At 63.7% G+C, this 23023-nt stretch carries 17 protein-coding genes and 1 tRNA gene; 9 read left to right on the forward strand and 9 right to left on the reverse strand.

Annotated features, from left to right (window positions below; translation table 11 throughout):
* The first annotated feature begins 15 nt into the window (after nt 1–15).
* The 5 genes from ACXAHG_RS16650 to ACXAHG_RS16670 all read left to right on the forward strand — a co-directional run bounded on the left by ACXAHG_RS16650 (nt 16) and on the right by ACXAHG_RS16670 (nt 7442).
* A complete protein-coding gene (locus ACXAHG_RS16650; RefSeq protein WP_475059083.1) occupies nt 16–1050 on the forward strand; it encodes a cysteine synthase A in 1035 nt (344 codons plus the stop codon).
* Nucleotides 1047–3494 (forward strand): DUF3772 domain-containing protein, encoded by a 2448-nt coding sequence (locus ACXAHG_RS16655; protein ID WP_475059086.1) that lies wholly within the window; start codon nt 1047–1049, stop codon nt 3492–3494. The genes ACXAHG_RS16650 and ACXAHG_RS16655 overlap by 4 nt, the downstream gene beginning before the upstream one ends.
* Nucleotides 3481–4206 carry an alanyl-tRNA editing protein gene (locus ACXAHG_RS16660; RefSeq protein WP_475043542.1) on the forward strand — a complete coding sequence of 242 codons (726 nt, stop codon included), beginning with the start codon at nt 3481–3483 and terminating at the stop codon, nt 4204–4206. The genes ACXAHG_RS16655 and ACXAHG_RS16660 overlap by 14 nt, the downstream gene beginning before the upstream one ends.
* A gap of 81 nt (nt 4207–4287) precedes the next feature.
* Nucleotides 4288–4377: transfer RNA gene (locus ACXAHG_RS16665), tRNA-Ser, on the forward strand.
* An 836-nt stretch (nt 4378–5213) separates the two neighbouring features.
* Nucleotides 5214–7442 (forward strand): Hint domain-containing protein, encoded by a 2229-nt coding sequence (locus tag ACXAHG_RS16670; protein WP_475059088.1) that lies wholly within the window; start codon nt 5214–5216, stop codon nt 7440–7442.
* Between the two features lie 94 nt (nt 7443–7536).
* Here the strand turns inward: ACXAHG_RS16670 and ACXAHG_RS16675 are convergent, their stop codons facing one another.
* The 7 genes from ACXAHG_RS16675 to ACXAHG_RS16705 all read right to left on the reverse strand — a co-directional run bounded on the left by ACXAHG_RS16675 (nt 7537) and on the right by ACXAHG_RS16705 (nt 16516).
* Entirely contained in the window at nt 7537–8118 is a 582-nt protein-coding gene (locus ACXAHG_RS16675) for a nucleotidyltransferase family protein (protein WP_475043538.1), read from the reverse strand.
* A 250-nt stretch (nt 8119–8368) separates the two neighbouring features.
* Nucleotides 8369–10786, reverse strand: coding sequence for a GcvT family protein (locus tag ACXAHG_RS16680; protein ID WP_475059090.1), 2418 nt, complete (start codon nt 10784–10786; stop codon nt 8369–8371).
* 108 nt (nt 10787–10894) lie between these two features.
* Complete coding sequence (locus ACXAHG_RS16685; RefSeq protein WP_475059092.1) at nt 10895–12529, reverse strand: MFS transporter; 1635 nt, start codon at nt 12527–12529, stop codon at nt 10895–10897.
* Entirely contained in the window at nt 12526–13836 is a 1311-nt protein-coding gene (locus ACXAHG_RS16690; protein ID WP_475043534.1) for an HlyC/CorC family transporter, read from the reverse strand. The genes ACXAHG_RS16685 and ACXAHG_RS16690 overlap by 4 nt, the downstream gene beginning before the upstream one ends.
* Before the next feature lie 74 nt (nt 13837–13910).
* A complete protein-coding gene (locus tag ACXAHG_RS16695; protein WP_475059094.1) occupies nt 13911–14852 on the reverse strand; it encodes a site-specific tyrosine recombinase XerD in 942 nt (313 codons plus the stop codon).
* Nucleotide 14853: 1 nt separating this feature from the next.
* On the reverse strand, nt 14854–16377 hold the full coding sequence (locus ACXAHG_RS16700; RefSeq protein WP_475059096.1) for a hypothetical protein: 1524 nt from the start codon (nt 16375–16377) through the stop codon (nt 14854–14856).
* Complete coding sequence (locus tag ACXAHG_RS16705; RefSeq protein ID WP_475043528.1) at nt 16367–16516, reverse strand: hypothetical protein; 150 nt, start codon at nt 16514–16516, stop codon at nt 16367–16369. Before ACXAHG_RS16705 ends, ACXAHG_RS16700 begins: the two co-directional genes overlap by 11 nt.
* Nucleotides 16517–16597: 81 nt before the next feature.
* Between ACXAHG_RS16705 and ACXAHG_RS16710 the strand changes: the two genes are divergently transcribed.
* Both ACXAHG_RS16710 and aroB read left to right on the forward strand, forming a co-directional pair.
* Nucleotides 16598–17188 (forward strand): shikimate kinase, encoded by a 591-nt coding sequence (locus ACXAHG_RS16710; protein ID WP_475043526.1) that lies wholly within the window; start codon nt 16598–16600, stop codon nt 17186–17188.
* The gene (gene aroB / locus ACXAHG_RS16715; protein WP_475059099.1) at nt 17188–18294 is read left to right on the forward strand and encodes a 3-dehydroquinate synthase; all 1107 of its coding nucleotides are present in this window, start codon (nt 17188–17190) and stop codon (nt 18292–18294) included. Before ACXAHG_RS16710 ends, aroB begins: the two co-directional genes overlap by 1 nt.
* 139 nt (nt 18295–18433) lie before the next feature.
* On the opposite strand, the gene ACXAHG_RS16720 is transcribed toward aroB, so the two are convergent.
* A complete protein-coding gene (locus ACXAHG_RS16720; protein ID WP_475059101.1) occupies nt 18434–20635 on the reverse strand; it encodes a methyl-accepting chemotaxis protein in 2202 nt (733 codons plus the stop codon).
* Nucleotides 20636–21019: 384 nt separating this feature from the next.
* Complete coding sequence (ssb, locus tag ACXAHG_RS16725) at nt 21020–21550, reverse strand: single-stranded DNA-binding protein (protein WP_475043524.1); 531 nt, start codon at nt 21548–21550, stop codon at nt 21020–21022.
* A gap of 229 nt (nt 21551–21779) precedes the next feature.
* On the opposite strand from ssb, the gene ACXAHG_RS16730 reads away from it, so the two are divergent.
* Both ACXAHG_RS16730 and ACXAHG_RS16735 read left to right on the forward strand, forming a co-directional pair.
* Complete coding sequence (locus ACXAHG_RS16730; protein WP_475043522.1) at nt 21780–22364, forward strand: lytic transglycosylase domain-containing protein; 585 nt, start codon at nt 21780–21782, stop codon at nt 22362–22364.
* Nucleotides 22365–22495: 131 nt separating this feature from the next.
* Nucleotides 22496–22861, forward strand: coding sequence for a hypothetical protein (locus ACXAHG_RS16735; RefSeq protein ID WP_475059104.1), 366 nt, complete (start codon nt 22496–22498; stop codon nt 22859–22861).
* Nucleotides 22862–23023: the final 162 nt, after the last annotated feature.

The following is a 23023-nucleotide window of genomic DNA, read 5'->3' on the forward strand; positions in this document are numbered from 1 at the left end:
ATCGAAAGGGATACCATGCGCATTGCACGCGATCTGGCTGATGCCATCGGCCACACACCTCTTATCCGCCTGAACCGTGTCAGCGAAGAGACCGGCTGCGAGATCCTGGGCAAGGCGGAATTCATGAACCCGGGCCAGTCGGTCAAAGACCGTGCGGCGCTTTACATCATCAAGGATGCCATCGCCCGCGGCGAGCTGAAGCCGGGCGGCACCATTGTCGAGGGCACCGCCGGCAACACCGGCATCGGCCTGGCGCTGGTCGGCGCTTCGATGGGTTTCAAGACGGTGATCGTGATCCCCGAGACCCAGTCGGAAGAGAAAAAGGACATGCTGCGCCTGGCAGGCGCCCAGCTGGTCCAGGTCCCGGCGGCCCCCTACCGCAACCCTAACAACTACGTGCGCTATTCCCAGCGACTGGCGGAACAGCTGGCCAAAACCGAACCCAACGGTGCTATCTGGGCCAACCAGTTCGACAATGTGGCGAACCGTCAGGCCCACGTCGAAACCACCGGCCCGGAGATCTGGGAACAGACCGGCGGCAAGGTCGACGGTTTCGTGTGCGCGGTCGGCTCCGGCGGTACCCTGGCAGGCGTCGCCGAGGCGCTGCAGCCTAAGGGCGTCAAGATCGGCCTCGCCGATCCGCTGGGGGCGGCACTTTATTCCTATTACACCACGGGTGAGCTGGCCTCCGAGGGCAGCTCCATCACCGAAGGCATCGGCCAGGGCCGGATCACCAAGAACCTGGAAGGCTTCACGCCTGACTACAGCTATCAGGTTCCGGACGGCGAAGCGGTCCCCTATGTCTTTGATCTCCTGCATGAGGAGGGCCTGGTGCTGGGCGGCTCCTCTGCGATCAACATTGCCGGCGCTGTGCGTATGGCCAAGGACATGGGCCCGGGCAACACCATCGTCACCGTTCTGTGCGACTATGGCACCCGCTACCAGTCCAAGCTGTTCAATCCGGATTTCCTGCGGGAGAAGAACCTGCCGGTGCCGGAGTGGATGACCCACACGCCCGCGTCGATTCCCGGCGTATTTGAGGACGTATGACACCCATTATAACCGCTTTGCGGACTGTTTTTCTGGGGCTGGCCTTTATGGCCGGCCTCGCTTTGCCTGCTCTGGCGCAGCTGAACGCTGAATCCAGGGCGATTTATCAGGACTGGCTCAAGACCGCCAACCGGGCGGAGGAAGTAATTGACGCCAGACGGGCCTCCAGCGCCGCCTTGGAAGCGCTACGCAAAGAGCTCACCACCTACCGGCAGAATTTCCTGGAGGCGCGCACCGATAACGGCGACCGCATCCAGACGCTGGAGGGCCAGCTGAACGCGCTTGGCCCGGCACCGGCCGAGGGCGAAAGCGAGCCTGAGGACATTGCCCAGCTGCGCCGCTCGCTGGAGCAGCAGTTGAAGGACCTCAAGGTGCCGCGCATCGTCTCCGAGGAGGCCTACAGCCGCGCCAACGGCCTGATCACCGAGATTGACAAGATCATCCGTGAGCGCCGCACCCGCAAGCTGCTTGAGCGCGGACCGTCGCCGTTCAATCCGGAAAACTGGGCGGGGGCCTGGCGCACTCTCAGCCGCTCCGGCAGCTCGCTGGTAAATGAAACCACGTCCCGCGTGGGCAGCGCGACCACGGCGGAACGGGTGCAAAACAGCCTGCCCGCGCTGCTGCTTCTGCTGCTGATTGCGGCGCTCCTGGTGTTCCGCGGCCGGCCCTGGGCCCATGCGGCAGGCGATTACCTGCGCCAATTCGGCAGCAGCGGCCGCGGTGTCTGGGGCTTTGTCGTGTCCCTGCTGGAGGTGATTCTACCCTTCATTGGCATCATCTGCCTGGTGGCAGCGGTGGATCTTTCGGGAATTCTGGGCATCCGCGGCTCCATCCTGCTGGATTTCGTGCCAGGCTGGGCGCTGCTGATCCTGTCGTTCCATTGGCTGGGCAACCAGCTGTTTTCCAGCCGCATCGAAAATGATCTGGTGCCGGTGCAGGAAGGCCGCCTGAACGAAACCCGGCTGATGGTCGATATCCTGGCGGTGATCCTGGTCCTGCAGGACGCGCTGTCTCAGCTGGAAAACATCGAAAGCATCCCGCCAGAGGCCCACGCCGTCGCCAGCTTCCCGCTTATCATGGGCGCCGCCCTGGTACTGCTGCGGCTGCACCGCATCGGCGCCAAGCGCCGCCAGGTCAAAAGCGGAACCGAAGCCGAAGAAGACGGCGCCATTGCTGCCGGCGCCAACCGCATCATGACGCTGGTGCGCCGCGGTACCTACCTGCTGGGGTTTGTTTCTCCGGTGCTGGCGGCCTTTGGCTATGTAAACGCGGCTGAGGCGCTGATCTACCCGGCGGTCTCCACCCTGGCGCTGCTGGCGGCGCTGCTGGTGTTTCAGCGCTTCCTTGGCGACCTTTACGGCTGGCTGTCGGGCAAGGGGTCCGAGGCGCGGGAGTCTCTTTTTGCGGTGATGATCGGCTTTCTGCTGGCCGCTCTGGCGCTGCCGCTGCTGGCGCTGATCTGGGGCGCGCGGGTGGCGGATCTTACGGAACTGTGGTCTCGCTTTCTGGAGGGGTTCCAGGTTGGCGATACCCGGATTTCGCCAACCGCCTTTTTGACCTTCGCCATCGTGTTCGCAGCCGGCTACGCGCTGACGCGGCTGGTGCAGGGGTCCCTGCGCAATTCGCTGCTACCTAAGACCAATATCGACCCGGGCGGCCAGAACGCCATCACTTCCGGGCTTGGCTACGTCGGTATCTTCCTGTCCGCCGTGGTCGCGATTTCCATGGCGGGCCTCGATCTGTCTTCGCTGGCCATCGTCGCCGGCGCCCTGTCGGTCGGTATCGGTTTTGGCCTGCAGACCATCGTGTCGAATTTCGTCTCCGGCATCATCCTGCTGATCGAGCGCCCGATCTCCAAGGGCGACTGGATCGAGGTCGGCGGGCTGATGGGCTATGTGCGCGACATCTCGGTGCGCTCTACCCGGATCGAAACCTTCGACCGCTCCGACGTCATCGTGCCGAACTCCGACCTGATCAGCGGAACCGTCACCAACTACACCCGCGGCAATACCGTGGGCCGGGTGATCGTGCCGGTGGGCGTGGCCTACGGCACCGATCCGCGCAAGGTGGAGGCGATCCTGAACGAGATCGCCAAGGCGCATCCCATGGTGCTGCTGAACCCTGCGCCCTCGGTGGTGTTCCAGGGCTTTGGCGCCGACAGCCTGGATTTTGAAATCCGCGCCATCCTGCGCGATGTGAACTGGGTGCTGTCGGTGAAATCCGACATGAACTATGAAATCGCCAAGCGGTTTGAGGAAGAAGGGATCGAAATTCCCTTTATGCAGCGCGATATCTGGATCCGGAACCCTGAGGCCCTGACCGCGTCCAAACCGGCCGCCTCGGGGCAGGCTGCAGCAGCCGCTGCGCCGCTGAAACCGGACCTGGAAGATCTGCAGCAGGACGCGGGCGATGATGCTGATGGAGATGGCGATGCCGACAAGTGATAAACTGTTCCTGAAAGACGCCTATGCCCGCATGACTGAGGCGCAGGTGCTGGCCCATACAGACCAGGGCGGGATCATCCTTGACCGCAGCCTGTTCTACGCCACAGGCGGCGGCCAGCCCGGCGACAGCGGCCAGCTCTTGTGGGGCGATGGCCAATGCACCATCGCCACCACCGTCAAGGGCCAGGACGGCGCTATCGTGCTGGTGCCGCATGAGGGTGAGGTACTTCCCGAAGAAGGCACCACCGTCACCCAGGTTCTGGACTGGGACCGCCGCTATGGCCACATGCGCATCCATACCGCGTTGCATCTGTTGTCGGTGGTGATCCCGCTGGAGGTCAGCGGCGGCTCCATCAGCGCTGAGAAGGGCCGGCTGGATTTCAATATGCCCGAGGCGCCGGAAGATAAACAGGCGCTGCAGGACCAGTTGCAGGCGCTCATCGACCGCGATCTGGAGGTGACAGAGGACTGGATCACTGACGCCGAACTGGATGCCAATCCGCAGCTGGTGAAAACCATGTCCGTCTCGCCGCCGCGCGGGGCAGGGCAGGTGCGCCTGGTGCGCATCGGCACAGCGGATGAACAGACCGACCTGCAGCCCTGCGGCGGCACCCACGTAAGGCGCACCGGCGAAATCGGCCGCATCCGCCTTGGAAAGGTTGAAAAAAAGGGCAAGCAGAACCGCCGCGTCTACCTGCATCTGGAGCCCTGAAAAAGAATAGGGGCCGAGGTGCATTTTTTGCCATTTCGGCCCTTGCAATTCCCCCGGCAATCCTTCAAAAGCCCCCTCAACGGAGAGGTGGCCGAGTGGTCGAAGGCGCACGCCTGGAAAGTGTGTAGGCGGGAAACCGTCTCCAGGGTTCGAATCCCTGTCTCTCCGCCACAATCACAGCATGACAAGTATTTTGCCGGATGCCGGCTGCATCGCGTTTGCCAGACAGCCTGTTCGCAGCCGCGTGCTCGTGATTGCCAGAAGCCTGTATCAGCGGACTGATGCCGGCGGATTGAATAAACTCTTCAGTGTTATTTACTTTCCGCTGCGGCTGCGATGATCTTCCGTACAGGCTGAGCGATTCGAATGCGCGCAGTCCTGTTTTGGCCTGGAGAGGAAACAAAGACTGCAAAAGCCTGTGATTGGCTGCAAATCCAGTCTATTTCCCCAAACGCTGACCCGGCGGCAAGCGGAAAGAAGGCGCTTTCGCCTTAATTTCCGGCTGTTTCAATTTTGTAAACAATTCCAGCGCGGAACGCCTTGTTTTCGGAGTTCGGCGCGGATTTTGTGCTTTTGCCTTCGGAATTGCCTATGGTTGTGGAAACAATTCGCCCCTCTCAACCTTTGTTTTGGGGACTGTTCCGCGGTCCGGTGTGCTCAATGCGGGGAATTTTAGGCAACTTTTTGGCTTTGTGGCCCGAGGTACCTAAAGTATGCATGTTTTAGCCCATTTGGGGGGGCGAGTTCTGCGAGCTGCTGGACTGTGGTGGACTGCTAAAATTTAACTTAAGTCCATGTGCTGCTGAGAAGCGCACACCGCTGATCCGATAGCTTTAGGTAATCGGCTGCGCGCTGTTTCGGTGCGCACTCCAGTCCGCTTGCGCGGTCTGGCCCTCTTCCCGCATGGGCAAGTGTATTGACTGCGGGGTTCCGCATTTCTGTGCGGCTGTCCGGCTGGCCCGAAAGTTGGGGCTTGGGGCCAGACCGGTGAGGAGAGGGTAAAGACAATGAGTGGCAATAATCCGAATCCGGGGCTGGACGGAATCGTAGAGGGCACCGCGGGCGACGACCTGATCGACGCGGCTTACACCGGCGATCCCGAAGGCGACATGGTCGACAACGGCGATGCCATCGACCCGGCAGCGGGCCCGGATGATGACGTCATCATCGCCGGCAACGGCAACGACAGCATCTATGCCGGTTCGGGCGACGACACCGTCGACGGCGGCAGCGGCGATGACCTGATCCTCGGCGACGGCGTCTCCGGCGCTAATGAACCGGTCAAGATTACCATTTCCTCGACCAGCGCGACCTTTCAGAACCAGGTGTTTGCCTACATTATCGACCCGGAAACCGGCGCCATCAGCAATGTGGTTGTGCTGTCGCAGGATGCCAATTCGGATGTCGGCCAGACCTATACCTATGACGCGCCCGAAGGCGCGGTTGTCGGGGTCGGTATCATCAGCCCCCATGGCACCTACTATTCCTCCGGCTACGGCGCGAACGCCGGCTTGAACCCGGACGGGCTGGACCACACCAAGGGGATCTACCAGTTCCCGGACGGCTCTGTACAGCTGGGGTTTGAAGACCTGCGCAACCTGGGCGACAAGGACTTCAACGACGTCAAGGTGATCGTTGATCTGGGCACCTCCGGCACCTCGCTGGACACTGCGCATTTTGACTATTCCTCCGACCCCTCCGATCCGGTTGTGCCCGGCGACGACAGCCTGACCGGCGGCGAGGGGGACGACACCATTCTCGGCGGCGGCGGTGAGGACACCATTGACGGCGGCGACGGCTCCGACTCGGTTGAGGGCGGCGAGGGCGATGATGTGATCGACACCTCCAAGGACAGCGGCATCCCGCTGCCCGACCGCGGCTTTCCGGGCTATACCGGCACCGATCCCGATATCCCGTTCATCCCGGCCGATGCCGATCCCTATGACGACCGAGACACCGTTCTGGGCGGCTCCGGCAATGACACCATCTCCACCGGGGATGATGCCGACCTGATCGACGGCGGCACCGGTATGGATGTGATCGACGGCGGTATCGACGACGACACCATCGACGGCGGCTCCGGCGCGGATGAGATCACCGGCGGCGAGGGCTCTGACTCCATTCTGGGCGGCGGCGGTGCCGACACCATCTATGGCGGTCTGAACCCGGCCTTCCCCGATGGGCTGAACATCACCGATGACGGCAGCGACGGCCGCCCGGCTGACCCGGACCCCACCAACGGGATGGACACGATCGACGGCGGCGCGGGAAATGACCTGATCTTTGGCCAGGACGATGACGACGATATCTCCGGCGGTTCCGGCGATGACACCATCGACGCAGGCATCGACGACGACATCGTCAGCGGCGGAGCAGGCAATGACCTGATCACCGGCGGCCAGGGCGCCGACACCCTGTCGGGCGGTGCAGACCGCGATACCTTCCTGGGCGGCAATGACGGCGATGTTGTGGACGGTGGCTCCACCGGCGACGACTTTGACACGCTGGACCTGTCCGGCACCGGCCCGTTTGAGCTGGCCGATGTGACCGTCGACGCCGATGGCAACAGCCTGTCGGGCACCGTCAACTTCCTCGACGGCGACGGCAATGTGACCGGCTCGATGCAGTTCGGCGAGATCGAGCAGATCATTCCCTGCTTCACGCCGGGCACCCTGATCGCAACCCCGATGGGCGAGCGCAAGGTCGAAGACCTGAAAGCGGGCGACCGTGTGATCACCCGCGACAACGGCATCCAGGAGATCCGCTGGATCGGCACCCGCACCTTGGAAGGCAAGGCGCTGGCGTCTGCCGCACATCTGCAGCCGGTGCTGATCCGCCAGGGCGCCCTGGGCAATGGCCTGCCGGAGCGTGACATGATGGTCAGCCCCAATCACCGGGTGCTGGTCGCCAACGACAAGACCGCGCTCTATTTCGAGGACCGCGAGGTTCTGGTGGCGGCCAAGCACCTGACCGGGCTGGCCGGCGTCGACCGGGTGGAGACCTCCAAGGTGACCTATATCCACTTCATGTTCGACCAGCATGAGGTTGTGCTGTCCGATGGTGCCTGGACCGAGAGCTTCCAGCCTGGCGACCAGAGCCTGCGCGGCCTGGACAATGCGCAGCGCAACGAATTGTTCGAGCTGTTCCCGGAGTTGAAATCGGAGCAGGGCCGCGCGGCCTATTCCGCGGCGCGCCGCTCCTTGCGCAAACACGAGGCGCATCTGCTTGTGCATTGAGAGATGCAGCTGCTGTTTTGGGGGAAACGGCAGACAAGAGCGAAGCGCAGGAAGGCAGGGCCTTGTGCCCTGCCTTCTCTGTTTTTTGCAGGAGTCAGCGGCTGCGGCGCCAGGCGGCCCAGTCTTCAGGCGTATCCAGATCGGTCAGCGCGCGGCTGCCGGGCAAAGCCACGGTGCGGACCGTTTCGGACTTTAGGATACTCCGGGCGCCTTGATCGCCGCTGAGCGATTTCAGGGCGCCAAAACAGCGGCGGGGAAACAGGACCGGGTGGCCGGGGCTGCCGTCCTCTGCTGTGGCGCGCAGAACGGGGCTGTCCGGCCCGGAGAAATGCGCGGCGAGCGACAGCATGTCCTGGGTTGTGATCCCCGGCATGTCGGCAGGCAGGATCATCACCGCCTGTATTTGATCCGGCAGCGCCGCGGTGCCGCGGCGGATCGAGGCAGACATGCCATCCTGCGCGTCCGGAACCTCAACCGCAAGGGCCGTTCCGGTTGCTGCGGCCCGGGGGTGGGACAGGCTGGGCAGGGTCACATAGACCGGCAGTCCGGTCAGCGCCGCGCGGCGGCTCATCAGGGTAAGCAGGGGCTGGCCGTCTACATCCTCCATCAGCTTGTCGCGGCCCCGCATCCTGGATGAGGCGCCGGCGGCAAGGAGGAGAATGGCGATGGCGGTCATGACTGTTCGTACCTCGGCTTTTGCCGGGCTGATGGGTGCCTCCGGCGGGGATATTTTTAGCCAGAAGAAGAGGGGGATCCAGTGAAAGCCGCATAGGTCAGCAGGGTTGACCAAATGTTTCGCGCGCGAAACATTTGGGTGTGGTCGCTGACGTATGTGTTGCGCAAGTTCCGCAGCGTCAGCGTGCGCTGCTGTGGCAACGGGAGGGATTCAGGTCAGGCAGGCTGACCTGAATCCGGTGTTTTTTGGCTCAGCCGCGCATCCGGGCGCCATCGGCGTCAAACAGCGGGTCGCTGATCAGCCGGGCCTTGTACATCTTGCCGAGGATTTCGATCTCCACCTCCAGGCCAGCCTGGGCACGGTCCGTGGGGACAAACCCCAGCGCGATGGATTTCTGCGCGTGGTGCGAATAGCCGCCGGAGGTGCAGAACCCCACGACCGCGCCGTCGAGCCAGATCGGCTCATAGGCGACCACATCGGCGTCGTCTGCCGCGACCTCAAACGCGCAGAGCTGGCGGGCGGGGCCAGTTTCGCGTTCGGCCTCGGCGGCGGCGCGGCCGATGAATTCCGCCTCCTTCTTGAAGGAGATGAAGCGGTCGAGGCCGGTTTCCGCAGCTGTGTAGTCGGGCGAGAATTCCCGCAGCCAGGAGCCGAAGAACTTGTCCAGACGCAGGGACATCATTGCCCGCATGCCAAAGGGTTTCATGCCGTGCGGCTGGCCTGCGGTCCACAGCGCGTCCCAGAGGGCGCGCTGACTGGGAAGATCGCAGTAGATCTCATACCCCAGATCGCCGGTGTAGCTGACGCGCTGCACGATGCAGTCGGCCATGCCGACGGTGAGGCGGCGCACATCCATGAAGCGCATGTCCGAGATATCGGTGCGGGTGCAGGCCTGCAGCACCTCGCGGGCCTTGGGGCCTGCGATTTGGAAACCGTTACGGGTGTCGGAGATGTTTTCGAGGGCAACACCATCGTCCAGATTCTGCAGGAACCAGCGCATGTGATAAGCCTGCGAGCCGTAGGAGGCGGTGAGCTGGAACTCTTCCTCGCTGAGGCAGGAGATGGTGAAATCGCCGATCAGGCGGCCCTTGGGTGAGAGCATCGGGGTCAGCGACAGGCGGCCCGGTTTCGGCACCCGGCCTGCCATGATGCGGTCGAGCCAGGCGCGGGCGCCGGCGCCTTTGATCAGGTATTTGCCGAAGTTGTGGACCTCGTTGATGCCGACGTTTTCGCGCACGGCTTTTACTTCGCGTGCGGTGGCCTCAAAGGCGTTGGAACGGCGGAAAGACGGGGTCTCGTAGCGGGGTTCATCCCCTTCGGCGAAGTAGTTCGGGACTTCCATGCCGTATTGCGCGCCCCAGACCGCGCCCATGCTGTCAAAGATGTCATACATCGGGGTGGTGCGGAACGGGCGGGCCGCGGGCAGCTCCTCGTTCGGGTAGGCGATGGAGAAGCGTTTCTGATAGTTTTCAATGACTTTGGGGCGGGTGTAGCCCGGGGTGATCCAGTCGCCGAAGCGGGCGCAGTCCATTGCGAAGGTGTCGCGCTCGCATTCGCCCTCGACCATCCACTGGGCCAGCATCAACCCGACGCCGCCGCCCTGGGAGAAGCCGGCCATGACGGCGCAGGCGGACCAGTAGTTGCGCATGCCGGGCACCGGGCCAACCAGCGGGTTGCCGTCAGGGGCAAAGGTGAAGGGGCCGTGGATCACGGATTTGACGCCTGCGGCCTCCAGCGCCGGGAAGCGTTTGTAGGCGAAGGCGATGGAGTCTTCGATCTTGTCGAAGTCATCGGGCAAGAGTTCGTGGCCGAAATCCCAGGGGGTGCCGTCAACCGACCAGGGTTTGCAGGGCTGTTCGTAGAAGCCGATGCAGAGGCCGCGGCCCTCCTGGCGCAGGTAGCTTTCGCCGGCCGGGTCCATCACATGCGGATGCTCGCCGCCGCCGTCGATGATCTCGGCGATCATCGGCACCTCGTCGGTAACGATATACTGGTGTTCCATCGGGTGCAGCGGGAAGTAGACACCGGCCATGGCGCCGACCTCGCGCGCCCAGAGGCCGCCTGCGTTGACCACATGTTCGGCGTGGATGGTGCCCTTGTTAGTGACCACATCCCAGGTGCCGTCCGGGCGCTGGTTGGTCTCGATCACCTTGCAGTGGGTCTCAATCGTGGCGCCGCCCATGCGCGCGGCCTTGGCATAGGCGTGGGTAGTGCCGGAGGGGTCGAGGTGGCCGTCGAGCGGGTCATACAACCCGCCGATAATGCCGTCCACGTTGGTGACCGGAGCAATCTTCTTGATCTCTTCAGGCGAGACAATCTCGGTTTCCAGCCCCATGAAACGGTGCTTGGCGCGCTCCGCCTTCAGCATGTCGAAGCGTTCCTGGGTTTCGGCCAGGGTGACGCCGCCAACGTGGTGCAACCCGCAGGACATGCCGGTGATAGCTTCCAGCTCTTTATAGAGCTTGATGGTGTAGCCCTGCAGCGCCGCCATGTTGGTGTCGCCGTTGAGGGTGTGGAAACCGCCCGCTGCGTGCCAGGTGGAGCCGCTGGTCAGCTCTGAGCGTTCGATCAGCATGACGTCGGACCAGCCGAGCTTGGTCAGATGGTAGAGGACAGAGCAGCCGACGACGCCGCCGCCGATCACTGCCACGCGGGTGGTGGTTTTCATGTGGGCCTCCCTGAATAGGTGTTTCCCGCATTCTGTACAGAAGTGAACAGTAGTCCAGAAGAAAAACGGCATGGCGTGCCGCTTATGGGCTACGGGAGGGCCGCGGGGCTATTCAGAGGTGCGGAAGCGGCTGTTCTGGATGAGGAAAATTGCCGTCAGGGGGGCGGCCAGGAGAATGACGCCAACCGTGATCAGCAGCATGCCAAGCTGGGAATAGTCGGCAGCTGTAGTGACGGCGCCTGCCGAATCTGTGACTTCGCGGGTCACAACGAAGATCTCGTTCAGGTATTTGGTGCCGAGGCTGGAGGCCGAGAGCGCCAGGTTGGTGAAGGAGGCCATGACCGCAAAGAAGGTGGCCTTGAGGCCGGATGGCGCGTTGCGGGCGATCCAGGCGAGCATCGGGATCATCGCGACCTGGCCCAGCGGGGATTCGACTGCGGTGTCGACGATGGCGATAAATCGGGCATCCACTACGCCGCCGGTTATCGCAGCGGTCCAGTGGTGGGCGCCGTAGTAGAGCGCGATGTTGGGCAGGCTGAGGACGGCCTCGGTTATTGCCAGGAATGCGACGATCCAGGCAATCGGGCGGCTGGCCATCATCGGGCGGAAGATCAGCATACCCGCCAGCGTCAGCAGCGAGGTGATGAGGGACAGAACGGACAGGAACTGCTGGTCAAAGCCCAGCACGTCGATTTCAAACCAGGTGGCGCCGGGGCCGCGCAAGGGTGTGGCGCGGTAGACAAAGATGATGATGGCGGTGCCAATGAGGGCGCGGGCGTGGTCCACCGGCAGGACCGAGACCAGCTGGCGCATCAGAAACAGGACGATGGCCATGGAGCCTGCAAAGACGATTTCCTGCGAATAGGGCACATCGCCCAGGCCCACGGCGAGGGACAGCGCCACAAAGGCGCCGCCGCCGATGAAATACCAGTGGTTCGGGGTGACTGGCTCCCGCGGGAGTTCGATGCGGGTGCGGACTTCGGCCTCGGACACACCGGCGCGGCGCAGCCGGGCGGCCTTGCGCCATTTCTGCCAGATTGCCAGGGCGACGCCGGACAGTGAAATCACCGGGATCAGCAGGGCGAGGGTGAAGACAAAGCCGTAAAGTGCGCCCTTGTCCGCTTGCGGCAGGGCATCCGCGCCGTCGAACAGCGCGACGTTCAGCGCGGCGGCGGCGCTGGAGCCGCCGATCAGCGCGATCCGCCCGAAGGTCTGCATGGTGGTGTGCAGGGACTTGGTTTCATCCTCGGGCAGGGCGCGGCCCTGGTGGTCGGTATGGGGCACGGCCTCGACCGACATCGCATCCGCCACCACATCCTGCAGCACAAATCCGCAAGGGGCCAGCAGGGCAGAGGTGACATACCAGGAGCCGAGCGGCATCACGGCCGCCATCATCCCGGGTTCCAGCACGATGGCGGCGAGGATGGCATAGCTGGCCGCCATCAGCCCGGCCCCTAGCAGAATCAGCAGGTATTTCCAGCGCCAGATAAGGTCGACCAGATGGCCCAGCGGCATCTTCAGCGCCCAGGGCAGGCCGACCCAGAACGCGAGGCCTGCAAGAAAAGCGGCGGATAAGTCGAGGTATTCCTTGACAAAAAAGGAGGCGGCAACGGTGGTGATCCCCTGCGCGCCATAAGCGAAATAGATCAAGAGCGGCGGCAGGAAGGACCAGCGGAGCTGACGGAACAGCTCCAGCACGATGCTGTCAAACCAGCCCCAGGCCAGCACCGCCGCGCGGGTCATGAGAGCGGCCGGATCTTCAGTTCGGTCACGCGGTTGCCCTCGCGGGCGGTGACCTCGAACCGGAAGCCGTGGAAGGAGAACACCTGGCCCTTGACCGGGATCATCTGGGCCTCGTGGATGACCAGGCCCGCGACGGTGTTGGCCTCTTCATCCGGCAGGTTCCATTCGGTCGCGCGGTTCAGGTCGCGGATGGTGGTGGCACCTTCGACCAGATAGGCGCCGTCAGCGGTTTTCCTGGCGGCGTTTTCCTCTGCCGGGTCGAATTCATCGGTGATCTCGCCGACGATCTCTTCCAGGATGTCCTCCAGCGTGATCAGGCCCTGCAGGGCACCGTATTCGTCGACCACAAGTGCAAAATGCGAACGCATCCGCAGAAACTGGCGCATTTGCTCGTCGAGGGTGGTAGTTTCAGGCACGAAGTAGGGGGCCTTGGCGACGGAGGAGATATCAAAGGATTCCAGCCGCCCGGTATCGCCGCCGGCGCCGCCTGCCTGTTCATACATGGCCCGGAACAGATCCTTGGCATGGACAACGCCGATGATGTTCTCCTGCTCTCCGCGGAAGACGGGCAGGCGGGTGTGCGGGCTTTGCAGGCATTGCTCCAGAATGGTTTCCGGCTCAGCCTCGGCGTCGATCATCTCAATGTGGGAGCGGTGCAGCATGATCTCTTCGACAAAGCGGTCGGACAGATCCAGCGCGCCGAGGATACGGTCGCGGTCTTCCTTTTCGACCACGCCTTCGGAGTGGCCCAGCTGCAGGGCGCCGGCAATTTCCTCGCGCACCGCCATGATGTGGCTGTCGGGGTCGATGCGGACGCCGAAGACGCGCAGCACGCCGCGCACCAGCAGCCGCACGGTGCCCACAACCGGGGCCAGCAGGGTGACCAAGGCCGCAATTACTGGCGCAACGGCTGAGGCTGCTTTCTCCGCGTTGGAAATGGCGTAGGTCTTGGGCAGAACTTCGGCAAAGATCAGCACCAGAAGGGTCATCACCAGGGTGGCCAGCGCCACGCCGCCCTCGCCAAAGGCGCGGGTGAACAGCGCAGTGGCCAGCGAGGTCGCCAGGATGTTGACCAGGTTGTTGCCCAGCAGGACCGAACCGATCAGTTTTTCGTTGTCCTCAGTAACGGTCAGCGCCTTTTGAGCCCCGCGCGAGCCCTTGTCGGCCTGGGTCCTGAGCTTGCCGCGCGATGCTGCGGTCAGTGCGGTTTCAGAGCCGGAGAAGAAGCCCGAAAGGACCAGAAGCAGAACGATGGCCCCGGCAGTGGTCCAGAAGGCGCTGTCGAGTACGGTGGAGGCAGTGTCCATGAGGGTCCAGAGATCCGGTCTGTTGAATGTTCGCTGTATTTATGGGGTCTTGGCGCGTTTGCTTCAAGCGTTGCTCAGCGATCCTTGGCCAGGGGGTGATGCTCCAGCACCAGTTCCTGCAGGCGGGCGTCCAGAACGTGGGTGTAGATCTCTGTGGTGGCGATATCCGCATGGCCCAGCAGCGCCTGAATCGCCCGCAGATCGGCGCCATTGGCCAGCAGATGCGTGGCAAAGGCATGGCGCAGCGTGTGCGGCGTCACCTTGTCCGGGGACACGCCGCCGGTGACGGCCAGTTCCTTGATCAAAAGGTAGAACCGGTGCCGGGTCAGGTGGCCGGACTTGCCGCGCGACGGGAACAGAAAGCGTGAGAGCGGATGGCCCTTGGCTTCGCGGGCTGCCTCGGCCTCGTCACGGGCCTGCAGCCAGACGGCCAGCGCGTCGCGGGCGGGCGGCGACAGCGGCACCATGCGTTCCTTGCCGCCTTTGCCCATGATCAGCAGCATCCTGGGATCGCCGCGGGCGGCAGAGACGGGCAGCGACACCAGTTCGGTGACCCGCATCCCGGTGGCGTAGAGCAGTTCCATCAGGCAGGTATTGCGCAGCCGGTCGGCGGTGGTGCGCCCGGTTTGGCGGGCGGCCTCCAGCAGGCGGTCGACCTCGATCACCTCCAGGGTCTTGGGCAGGCGTTTTTCGCGGCCCGGGCCGCGGATCTGGATTGCGGGGTTATCCTCGCGCCAGCCTTCCTCAAAGGCAAAACGGTAGATCTGCTTGACCGCTGACAGGCGCCGCGCGCGGGTGGCGCGGGCCAGGCCCTGGGCGTCGCAGTTGATCAGATACGCCTCAATGTCGTCCTGCCGGGCGCTGAGGAAATCCAGCGCGCGGTGCTCCAGCCAGGCGGTCAGGTCCTTGAGGTCGCGGCCATAGGCCAGCAGGGTGTTCTGCGAGGCGCCGGTCTCAGCCGCCTGGGCATCCAGAAAGGTGGAAATCCACTGAAGATTGTCGCGGGGCGGCGGCATATTACTGCGGCTCCAGCAGCATCAGCTGCAAGGCGGCGCGGCGGGCGGTGTCCTCCAGCCCGACGGCGCGGAAGGCCGCCAGCGCAGAGGTCAGATCGCCCAGGTTGCCATCGGCGCCCCGGGCAAACAGCACCATGCTGCGCAGGATTGCTTCGCCAAGCTGGCCGTTGTCCAGCAGGCGGCGGATCTCCGGTGGCAGCGGGGTGCCCGGAGCAAAACCCAAGGCGATGGCCCCGGCCGCCGGCGCGGGTGCCGCTGCACTGCCGGGCCGGCCCTGGGCCAGGGCAGCCAGGAAGGCGGCGTCTTCGCCTGCGGGCTGGTTGTCATGCGCAGCCAGCTCATAGGCCGGTGACAACAGCCGGATGCGCCAGGCCAGGTCTGCGGTTTCACCGCTCAGCTCCGCCCGGGCCAGCAGCTCGGCAAAGAGGTCGGCAAAGACGGTTTCGGTTCCGGCCTGCTGCATGGCATCCCAGGCGCGGGGCAGGGATTTAGCGATAGCTTCGGCACTGCCGGAATTCAGATCGCTCTCCAGCTGCTGCACGGCTGCGACCCGGTCCCAGATGCCGCCGGAAGCCGCTGGTTTACGGGCGCTGAACAGGCCAAGATACTGGTTCGGATTGAGCGCGCCGCCGCGGGCCAGCCGTTCCGCCGCCTCCAGCTGTGCCTTCCAGCCGGAAATGTCGCGCAGGTCTGCCGCCGCAAAGGCAGGCGGCAGTGCGGCGGTTGGCATCGGCTCGCCAATAGTTTCAAACAGGCGGAACGTCAGCGGGTCTGGCGCAGACGGGCGGCGCAGCGGCGGCGCCAGCTCAAACAGGTCCGGGTTCAGGAAACGGTCCAGCAGATCCATTTCCGCCTGCGGCAGCAGTTCCAGCGCGTGGGCGGTTTCCAGCATCAGCGCGGCCGTTGGCCAATCGCTGCGCCGCGCCGCGCAAAAGATCCGGGCCGCGTAGCTGTCCGACAGATGCGGTGAGGCAGTCAGCGATGCGCAGGAGGCATCCTCGCTGCCGGTCAGCAGGGTTGCGTCGAACCAGCGGGCAAAACGCGCCTGGCTGGCGGTTGGTCCGGCCTGTTCAGCCAGCGCCTGGGCGGCATCGGTCGCCCCCAGCGCAAACAGCCGGTCAAGCCGTGCGAGCAGGATCTGGTCCTTAGAGGCCGAGGGCGGGCGGCTTTCAGAAAGCAGAAGCGTAAACAGCAGCGCCTGCATGGCGGGGCTGCCGCGCACTGGAACGGTTTCGATGAGATGGGCGATATCCGCGGCACTGCTGCCGCGCCACAGGTCGGCAGGAAGACCGGTCGCAGAGGCAGGCACCAGCCCGACCGGCGGCAGCAGCGCCTCTAGCGGGGTGACGGAGACTTGGGGCTGCGCGGCGGTACCGGCCACCGGCGGTTCCAGCAACACGGTGCCCGGCAGCCCGCTGCGGGCGGGGGGCTGGTTTAGCCACTCGATGGCGGCCAGCGGTTCATTGGCTAAGGCGCTGCCGGCCAGGGTCAGACCGGCGGCAGCGGCAGCGGCCTTAATCCGCATTCAGCACCACCGGCTTGCGCACCTCGGCGCTGGGGGCGCGGAAATCGGCGCCGAACCAGGGCCCGACATAGGCATAGCCCACCAGCCCGATACCAGCCAGAACCGTCAAATAGACCAAATACTTAATCAATCTTCCCATGGTTCATCCACTGCCTGTTTCCTGCTCTTTTGCCCAAGTTATATATTCCCTTTTCCGCAAGATCACGTCATTCACTGAAGAATGAGCGAAAAAGAGCAAAGCAGCGGCCAGGAGGCTGCAGCCCCGGTGCCGGGGAAACTGAAGAAGACCATCGTGATGGTGGGTATGATGGGGGCGGGCAAAACCGCCGTGGGCCGTGCCTTGGCGGCGCGGCTGGGTGTGCCGTTTCTGGACAGCGACCACGAGATCGAGGCCGCTGCCAATATGACAATTCCTGAGATTTTCGCCCGCGACGGCGAGCCTTTCTTCCGCCAGAAGGAGCGCCAGGTGATTGCGCGCCTGCTGGAGGAGGAGCGCGGCGTGCTGTCGACCGGTGGCGGTGCCTTTCTGGCCGGGGAAAACCGCGAGGTGATCACCGCCAAGGGGGTGTCTGTCTGGCTGCAGGCGGATCTGGAGGTGCTGTGGAACCGGGTGCGCCACCGCGACACGCGGCCGCTGCTGCGCACGGCGGATCCTCATGCGACGCTCAGTGCCCTGTACCGCGACAGGGTGCCGCTTTATGCCAAGGCGGACCTGACCGTCGTGTCTGACGGGCAGGCTGCGATTGAAACCATGGTTGACCGCGTGCTGGACGCCTTGAAGGCACGCCCCGATGTTTTGGAGTGGGAATGATGGAACGCAGGGTTCACGTGCCCTTGGGCGAGCGCGCCTATGATGTGGTGATCGGCCCCGGGCTGCTGGCGCAGGCGGGGGAACGGATCAAGCCGCTGCTGAAACGGCCGCAGGTGGCGGTGCTGACGGATGAAACCGTGGCGGCACGGCACCTGGAAACCTTGCGCGCCGGGCTGGCGGCGGCGGGGATCGGCATGGAGGCGCTGGCGCTGCCGCCGGGAGAGGCGACCAAGGGCTGGCCGCAATTCACCCGCTCGGTGGAGTGGCTGCTGGAGCAGAAAGTGGAACGCGGTGATGTGGTTGTCGCCTTTGGCGGCGGTGTGATCGGCGACCTGGCGGGGTTTGCCGCGGCGGTGCTGCGCCGGGGCGTGCGGTTTGTGCAGATCCCGACGTCGCTGCTGGCGCAGGTCGACAGTTCCGTGGGCGGCAAGACCGGCATCAACGCGCCGCAGGGCAAGAACCTGGTCGGCGCCTTCCACCAGCCCTCGCTGGTGCTGGCCGATACCTCGGTGCTGGAGACCCTAACTGCGCGCGACTTCCTTTCCGGCTACGGTGAAGTTGTGAAATACGGCCTGCTGGGCGATGCAGAGTTCTTTGCCTGGCTTGAACAGAACGGCCCTGCACTGGCCGCAGGCGATGTCGCAGCGAGAGTCGAAGCGGTGGCGCTTTCGGTGCAGATGAAGGCGGACATCGTGGTGCGCGACGAGACAGAGCAGGGCGACCGTGCGCTGCTCAATCTGGGGCACACCTTCTGCCACGCGCTGGAGGCGGCCACCGGCTATTCCGGCCGGCTGCTGCATGGCGAGGGCGTGGCGATTGGCTGCGCGCTGGCGTTTGAGCTGTCGTCGAAGCTGGGCCTGTGCTCGCAGGAGGACCCGAGCCGGGTGCGGGCGCATCTGAAAGCGATGGGCATGAAGACCGATTTGGCCGACATTCCGGGCGAGCTGCCGGGCGCGGAGGCGCTGCTGGATTTGATGGGACAGGACAAGAAAGTGGTTGCGGGCCAGCTGCGGTTCATCCTGGCACGCGGTATCGGTGAGGCCTTTGTGACCGGGGATGTGCCGCCGGACGCGGTGCTGGAGGTGCTGCGCAGCGCGGGCGCCTGACGGGATCTGCCTTGCGGGCCAAAACAGCCAGGGCCAGGGGCAAAACCAGTCAAACCGGAGGTGCAGGATGAACGGGTCCTGACCTTAAGGGCAGCCGGGGTGGCTGCCCTTTGTTTTTTGCAGGTACTGGTGCGCCGGGTCAGGCGGCGGCGCTGCCGAAGCCGTCGTCCTCTGTGTCAAAGTCGATGGACAGCGGCGCCTCTGCCGGTTTGTCCGGAAGCCCCAGCGCAGCCGGCGTGCCAGTAACTTGTCCGACGGCAAACAGCCCGACCAGCTCTCGCAGCTCCTGCGCCTGATCCGACAGCGAAGTGGTTGCGGCAGTGGTCTGTTCGGCCATCGCGGCGTTCTGCTGCGCCATCACTTCGAGCTCGCCTACGGCATTGTTGACGTCATTCATTTGAGAAGATTGCGCCTTCATGCTGCCGGCAATTTCAACCACCAGGCCGGAGATTTCAGTCACCTGCTCGCTGACCTGGGCCATGGCGCGGCCGGCCTCATCCACCAGGGTGGCGCCGTTTTTGACCTGCTCGGAGCTGCGCGCGGTCAGCTCGTCGATCTGCTGAACCGCATCCGCGCAGCGCTGTGCCAGCATCCGCACTTCGCTGGCAACCACCGCAAAGCCGCGGCCCGCCTCGCCGGCGCGGGCGGCCTCGACGCCGGCATTCAGCGCCAGCAGGTTGGTCTGGAAGGCAATGTCCTGGATCACCTTGGTGATCTGCGAGATTTCCTGCGAGGATTCCTGCAGCTTGCCCATCGCCTGGGTGGTATTGTTCATTACCTCGTCGCAGGATTGCACACCGTACTGGGCGCTTTCCGCCAGCTGTTCGGCACGGCCGGCATTTGCGGCCGACTGCTGCACATTGGTCGTCAGCTCGTTCACCGAATGGGTAGTCTTCTCCAGCGTCGCCGATTCCGCCTCAGTGCGGTGGGCCAGATCCATCGACGCCTCGGCAATGGATTTGGTGCTTTCATCCACGCTGCTGGCCAGTTCGCCAATCGAGGAGATGGCGCTGCTCAGGGCGTGGAGCGAGTCGTTGAAGTCCATGCGGATCGACTTGAACTCCTGCGGGAAAAACTCCTCAATCGGTCTGTCCAGGCGCTTGTGCTGCAGATCCATCAGCGCTTCGCCAATGCGGCGTGCAACGGTCATGATTTCCTCGCGGCGCTCTTTCTCCTCATGAACACGCTCTTCCTGCTTTCGCTGGGTCACCGTGCGCAGGTCGACAACGTTGCGCGCAACAGCGCCGATTTCGTCGCGGCGGTTGGCGCCGGGCACCTCCACTTCGGTTTCGCCGCTGCCCAGTTTCTTCAGAGCCACATTCAGCACCGAAAGCCCCTTGGTCATGTCGCGGGAAATCGCCAGGCTGAGCGCCAGCACACCAGCCAGAAGCACGGCAGCAAAGATGGCCATTTCGGTCAGCAGCAGCTTGTTCCGGGCGTCATGGGCAGCCATGTCGCGCTCCAGGTGCTCGATCAGGATTTGCTCCTTGCCGCGCAGCACCTTGAGCATGTCTGTAGCCGTCGCAAACCAGGCGGCAGCATCGACACCGGACAGATCGCCGCCCGTCAGGATACCATGGCGCAGATCGTTGAATTTCTTCATTTCCTGTGTCTTTGCCAGGGCCGCCACGGCGTTGCGGTCTTCGAGGGTGGCAAAGTCAAGGAACCTGTCCAGGCGCTCTTGGAAACGTTCGTGCGTTGCCACGAAGACCTGAAAGTCCGCCGGCTGCCAGCCGTTCGTGAAACCAACGGCGCCCGCGGCGCGTTCCAGGCCTGCGGCGTCCTTGGCGCGCAGGAACAGTGAGAGGGCCACCGCCTCCTGGCTGATCAGCGGGTTGTCGATCTTCTGTGCCACCGACAGGCCGGATTGGATAAGAGCCGTATTCAGCTTGGTGTAGTATTCAACTGCATTGCGCACCGGGATGCTGCGGCTGGAAATCTGCTGGCGGATCGCCTTTTTCCGGGCAAGTTCCGATTGGGCCGTGCGGAAGGAATCCAGAGCGGTGTCGCTGAGGCCGCGGCGGTCAACCTGTTCCAGCTTGGCCAGGTAGGCAGCCATCGCCGTGTCATTGGACTGGCGGATCTTGACCAGCGCATCGGGCACCGTCCCGGCATCGCCGCCCAGGAAGGCCGCGCTCATCCCGCGTTCGACCTGGAGGCTGTGGACAAGCCCGCTCATGCTGTCCAGCAGTTCACCTGCCAGCGCGGTATTGACCTGGGCCTTTTCATAGAGCTCCAGCAGCTTGTTCCCCATGAACCAGATGCTGAGAAGCAGCGGCGCAGCCAGAAGCATGGCAAACTTGGCCTTGACCGGCAGATGCTGCAGAAATCGCATACCCATTTTCTATTCCTTGCTGCACAAAATTTCCGTGAGTTGAATTCAGCATATGTAATGTGTCTTAATTTTCGCCTACCCGGCAGAGCGCCGGTGCCTCTGAGTGTTTCTGCAGGCGGCATACAGTTTGGCCAGATGGGGCCCGCAGTATGTTGGTTTTTGCCTAGGGTGTTGAAAGTAAACGAAAAGATTAAGTTTATGAGCGGTGGGGCGGGCGTACTTTGAACTCTTGAAAATGCGTAAAGTTTTCCGCAAGCCAGGGAACAGCGCCTGGCTGGGCTATCAGCAGATGGGAATGTTCCAAAAATGAAACCCCCGGAGCCAAAGGCGCCGGGGGCTGCAGGAGTACGTGTTTGAAACCAGCGGCTGAGGATGCCGCCAGCGAGCGGTTCAGAACGGGATTTCGTCGTCGTCGATGTTATGTGAGGATCCGCCGCCAAAGCCGCCGCCGCCGCCTTGCGAGCCGCTGTCATAGCCGCCGCCGCCGCCGTAGCCGCCGCCCTGGTTGCCGCCGCCATAGCCGCCGCCGCTCTGGCCACCGCCGTAACCGCCGCCGCCGCCGCCTTCGCCACGGCCGTCCAGCATCGTCAGGGTGGAGCCGAAGCCCTGCAGCACGACCTCGGTCGAATAACGGTCCTGGCCGCTTTGGTCCTGCCATTTGCGGGTCTGCAGCTGGCCTTCGACGTAAACCTTGGAGCCCTTGCGCAGATACTGCTCGGCCACGCGGACCAGGCCTTCGTTGAAGATCGCAACAGAGTGCCACTCGGTCTTCTCGCGGCGCTCGCCGGTGTTGCGGTCCTTCCAGGTTTCCGAGGTGGCGATGCGCAGGTTGCAGACCTTGCCGCCGTTTTGGAAGCTGCGTACCTCAGGGTCGCGGCCCAGGTTGCCGATGAGCATGACTTTGTTCAGTGAGCCGGCCATGAAGTTTCGTCCTTCTGTCCTGATTTTCTGTCCTGCGGCGGGAAAACCGAATCCGGCACGCCGCGTTTCAGGCACAGTATCGTTCCGGGAGTAGTGTGAAAAGCAGGCATCTGTGGATGGTTTCGGAGGTTTTTGCGCTCGCCGAACGGGAACTCACGTCCGTGTTGCTTTAAATTTGTTCTGCATTAGTTATATTTGCGCGAGTTGGGACAGTGGTGGGACAGCAGAGATGCGCAGAACCGTTGCGGGGCTGGTGATTGCGATGATCGGGGCAGGGCAGCCTGCCGCTGCCGATGTGCTGGGCACCAAGAGCCGGCGCGATCTGTTTGCGGCCCATACCAGGGTGCTGGATGGCCGGGCTGCGACCCAGTACAAGAACTCTGCCCGGCTGCAGCCCAAGACATACAGTATTCCTGAGGCATCGGGTACATTGCCTTACAGGGGCAAGTACCGGGGGGAGTATTTGCAGATGGCGCGGCAGGCCGCGCGCCAGCACGGGGTGCCGGAAGATCTGTTCTTGCGCCTGGTCCAGCAGGAGAGCAACTGGAACCCCAATGCCAAATCGCACAAAGGGGCGCTGGGGCTGGCGCAGCTGATGCCTGCCACCGCCCGGTCGCTGGGGGTGAACCCGGCAGTGCCGCAGCAGAACCTGGAAGGCGGCGCGCGCTATCTGGCGCGGCAGTTCCGCAAGTTCGGTTCCTGGCGGCTGGCTCTTGCGGCCTATAATGCCGGTCCCGAAGCCGTTCAGAAGTATGGCGGGGTGCCGCCCTACAAGGAAACCCAGAATTACGTGAAGAAGATCTGGGGCAGCTGATGCGGCTGCAGGAATGGGTCCTGGCTTTAACCTGCGGGTAAGATCCCTTAATGCCCCGTTAACTCCGCCAAGCTGTCACGCATTTGCCTTAATTTTTCGTGAATCTGCCCTCAGGTTCTGGAGGGAAAGCCTTGTATATCAACAGTTTCGACGAGCGCATTGAGCGGCTCGACTGGCGGCCAAGCGAAATTCCAACGCGTCAGATGATCGACAGCATTATGGGCGCTCGCGCGCCGCGCAGTGCAGTGTTGAGCCTGGCCGGTGCCGTTAGCGGCATTCTGATTGGTGTCGGGTTGAAGGGCATGATGCTGGCGGAGGCGCCCTGGGGGCCGGGCACCGGCCTGGCCGGCGCCATCGGCGGCAGCCTGTCGCTGGCCGGGCTGGCGCTGTCGCTGGCGGCTGCGGGGGCTGCTGCTGCGCGCGGCTCGCAGGCCCCGCGGCTGATGCAGTTTGCCTCGATGAACCTGCTGATGATTGTGGTGCTGCTGCTGAGTTGACTTTTGCCGCCGGTGTGGGAGCGGGGGGCAACAGAGGCGGGGGGGGGGGGGGGGGAGAAAAAGGAGACAGGTGGGGGTTCTCCTATCTTCCTCTGGAAGCTTCGACCCTACACCAAAACCGACACACAAGCAAGACGAAACCCCTCCCCGCGCCCGCACCCC

The organism is Leisingera sp. ABD4_442 (assembly GCF_056160905.1).

Bases quoted from the DNA above. Each gene is read 5' to 3' on its own strand.
- ACXAHG_RS16680 (WP_475059090.1), bottom strand. From the start codon at position 10,786: ATGAAAACCACCACCCGCGTGGCAGTGATCGGCGGCGGCGTCGTCGGC.
- ACXAHG_RS16660 (WP_475043542.1), top strand. From the start codon at position 3,481: ATGCCGACAAGTGATAAACTGTTCCTGAAAGACGCCTATGCCCGCATG.
- ACXAHG_RS16705 (WP_475043528.1), bottom strand. From the start codon at position 16,516: ATGGGAAGATTGATTAAGTATTTGGTCTATTTGACGGTTCTGGCTGGT.
- ACXAHG_RS16695 (WP_475059094.1), bottom strand. From the start codon at position 14,852: ATGCCGCCGCCCCGCGACAATCTTCAGTGGATTTCCACCTTTCTGGAT.
- ACXAHG_RS16730 (WP_475043522.1), top strand. From the start codon at position 21,780: ATGCGCAGAACCGTTGCGGGGCTGGTGATTGCGATGATCGGGGCAGGG.
- ACXAHG_RS16655 (WP_475059086.1), top strand. From the start codon at position 1,047: ATGACACCCATTATAACCGCTTTGCGGACTGTTTTTCTGGGGCTGGCC.
- ACXAHG_RS16675 (WP_475043538.1), bottom strand. From the start codon at position 8,118: ATGACCGCCATCGCCATTCTCCTCCTTGCCGCCGGCGCCTCATCCAGG.
- aroB (WP_475059099.1), top strand. From the start codon at position 17,188: ATGGAACGCAGGGTTCACGTGCCCTTGGGCGAGCGCGCCTATGATGTG.
- ACXAHG_RS16690 (WP_475043534.1), bottom strand. From the start codon at position 13,836: ATGGACACTGCCTCCACCGTACTCGACAGCGCCTTCTGGACCACTGCC.
- ACXAHG_RS16700 (WP_475059096.1), bottom strand. From the start codon at position 16,377: ATGCGGATTAAGGCCGCTGCCGCTGCCGCCGGTCTGACCCTGGCCGGC.
- ACXAHG_RS16685 (WP_475059092.1), bottom strand. From the start codon at position 12,529: ATGACCCGCGCGGCGGTGCTGGCCTGGGGCTGGTTTGACAGCATCGTG.
- ssb (WP_475043524.1), bottom strand. From the start codon at position 21,550: ATGGCCGGCTCACTGAACAAAGTCATGCTCATCGGCAACCTGGGCCGC.
- ACXAHG_RS16670 (WP_475059088.1), top strand. From the start codon at position 5,214: ATGAGTGGCAATAATCCGAATCCGGGGCTGGACGGAATCGTAGAGGGC.
- ACXAHG_RS16720 (WP_475059101.1), bottom strand. From the start codon at position 20,635: ATGGGTATGCGATTTCTGCAGCATCTGCCGGTCAAGGCCAAGTTTGCC.
- ACXAHG_RS16650 (WP_475059083.1), top strand. From the start codon at position 16: ATGCGCATTGCACGCGATCTGGCTGATGCCATCGGCCACACACCTCTT.
- ACXAHG_RS16710 (WP_475043526.1), top strand. From the start codon at position 16,598: ATGAGCGAAAAAGAGCAAAGCAGCGGCCAGGAGGCTGCAGCCCCGGTG.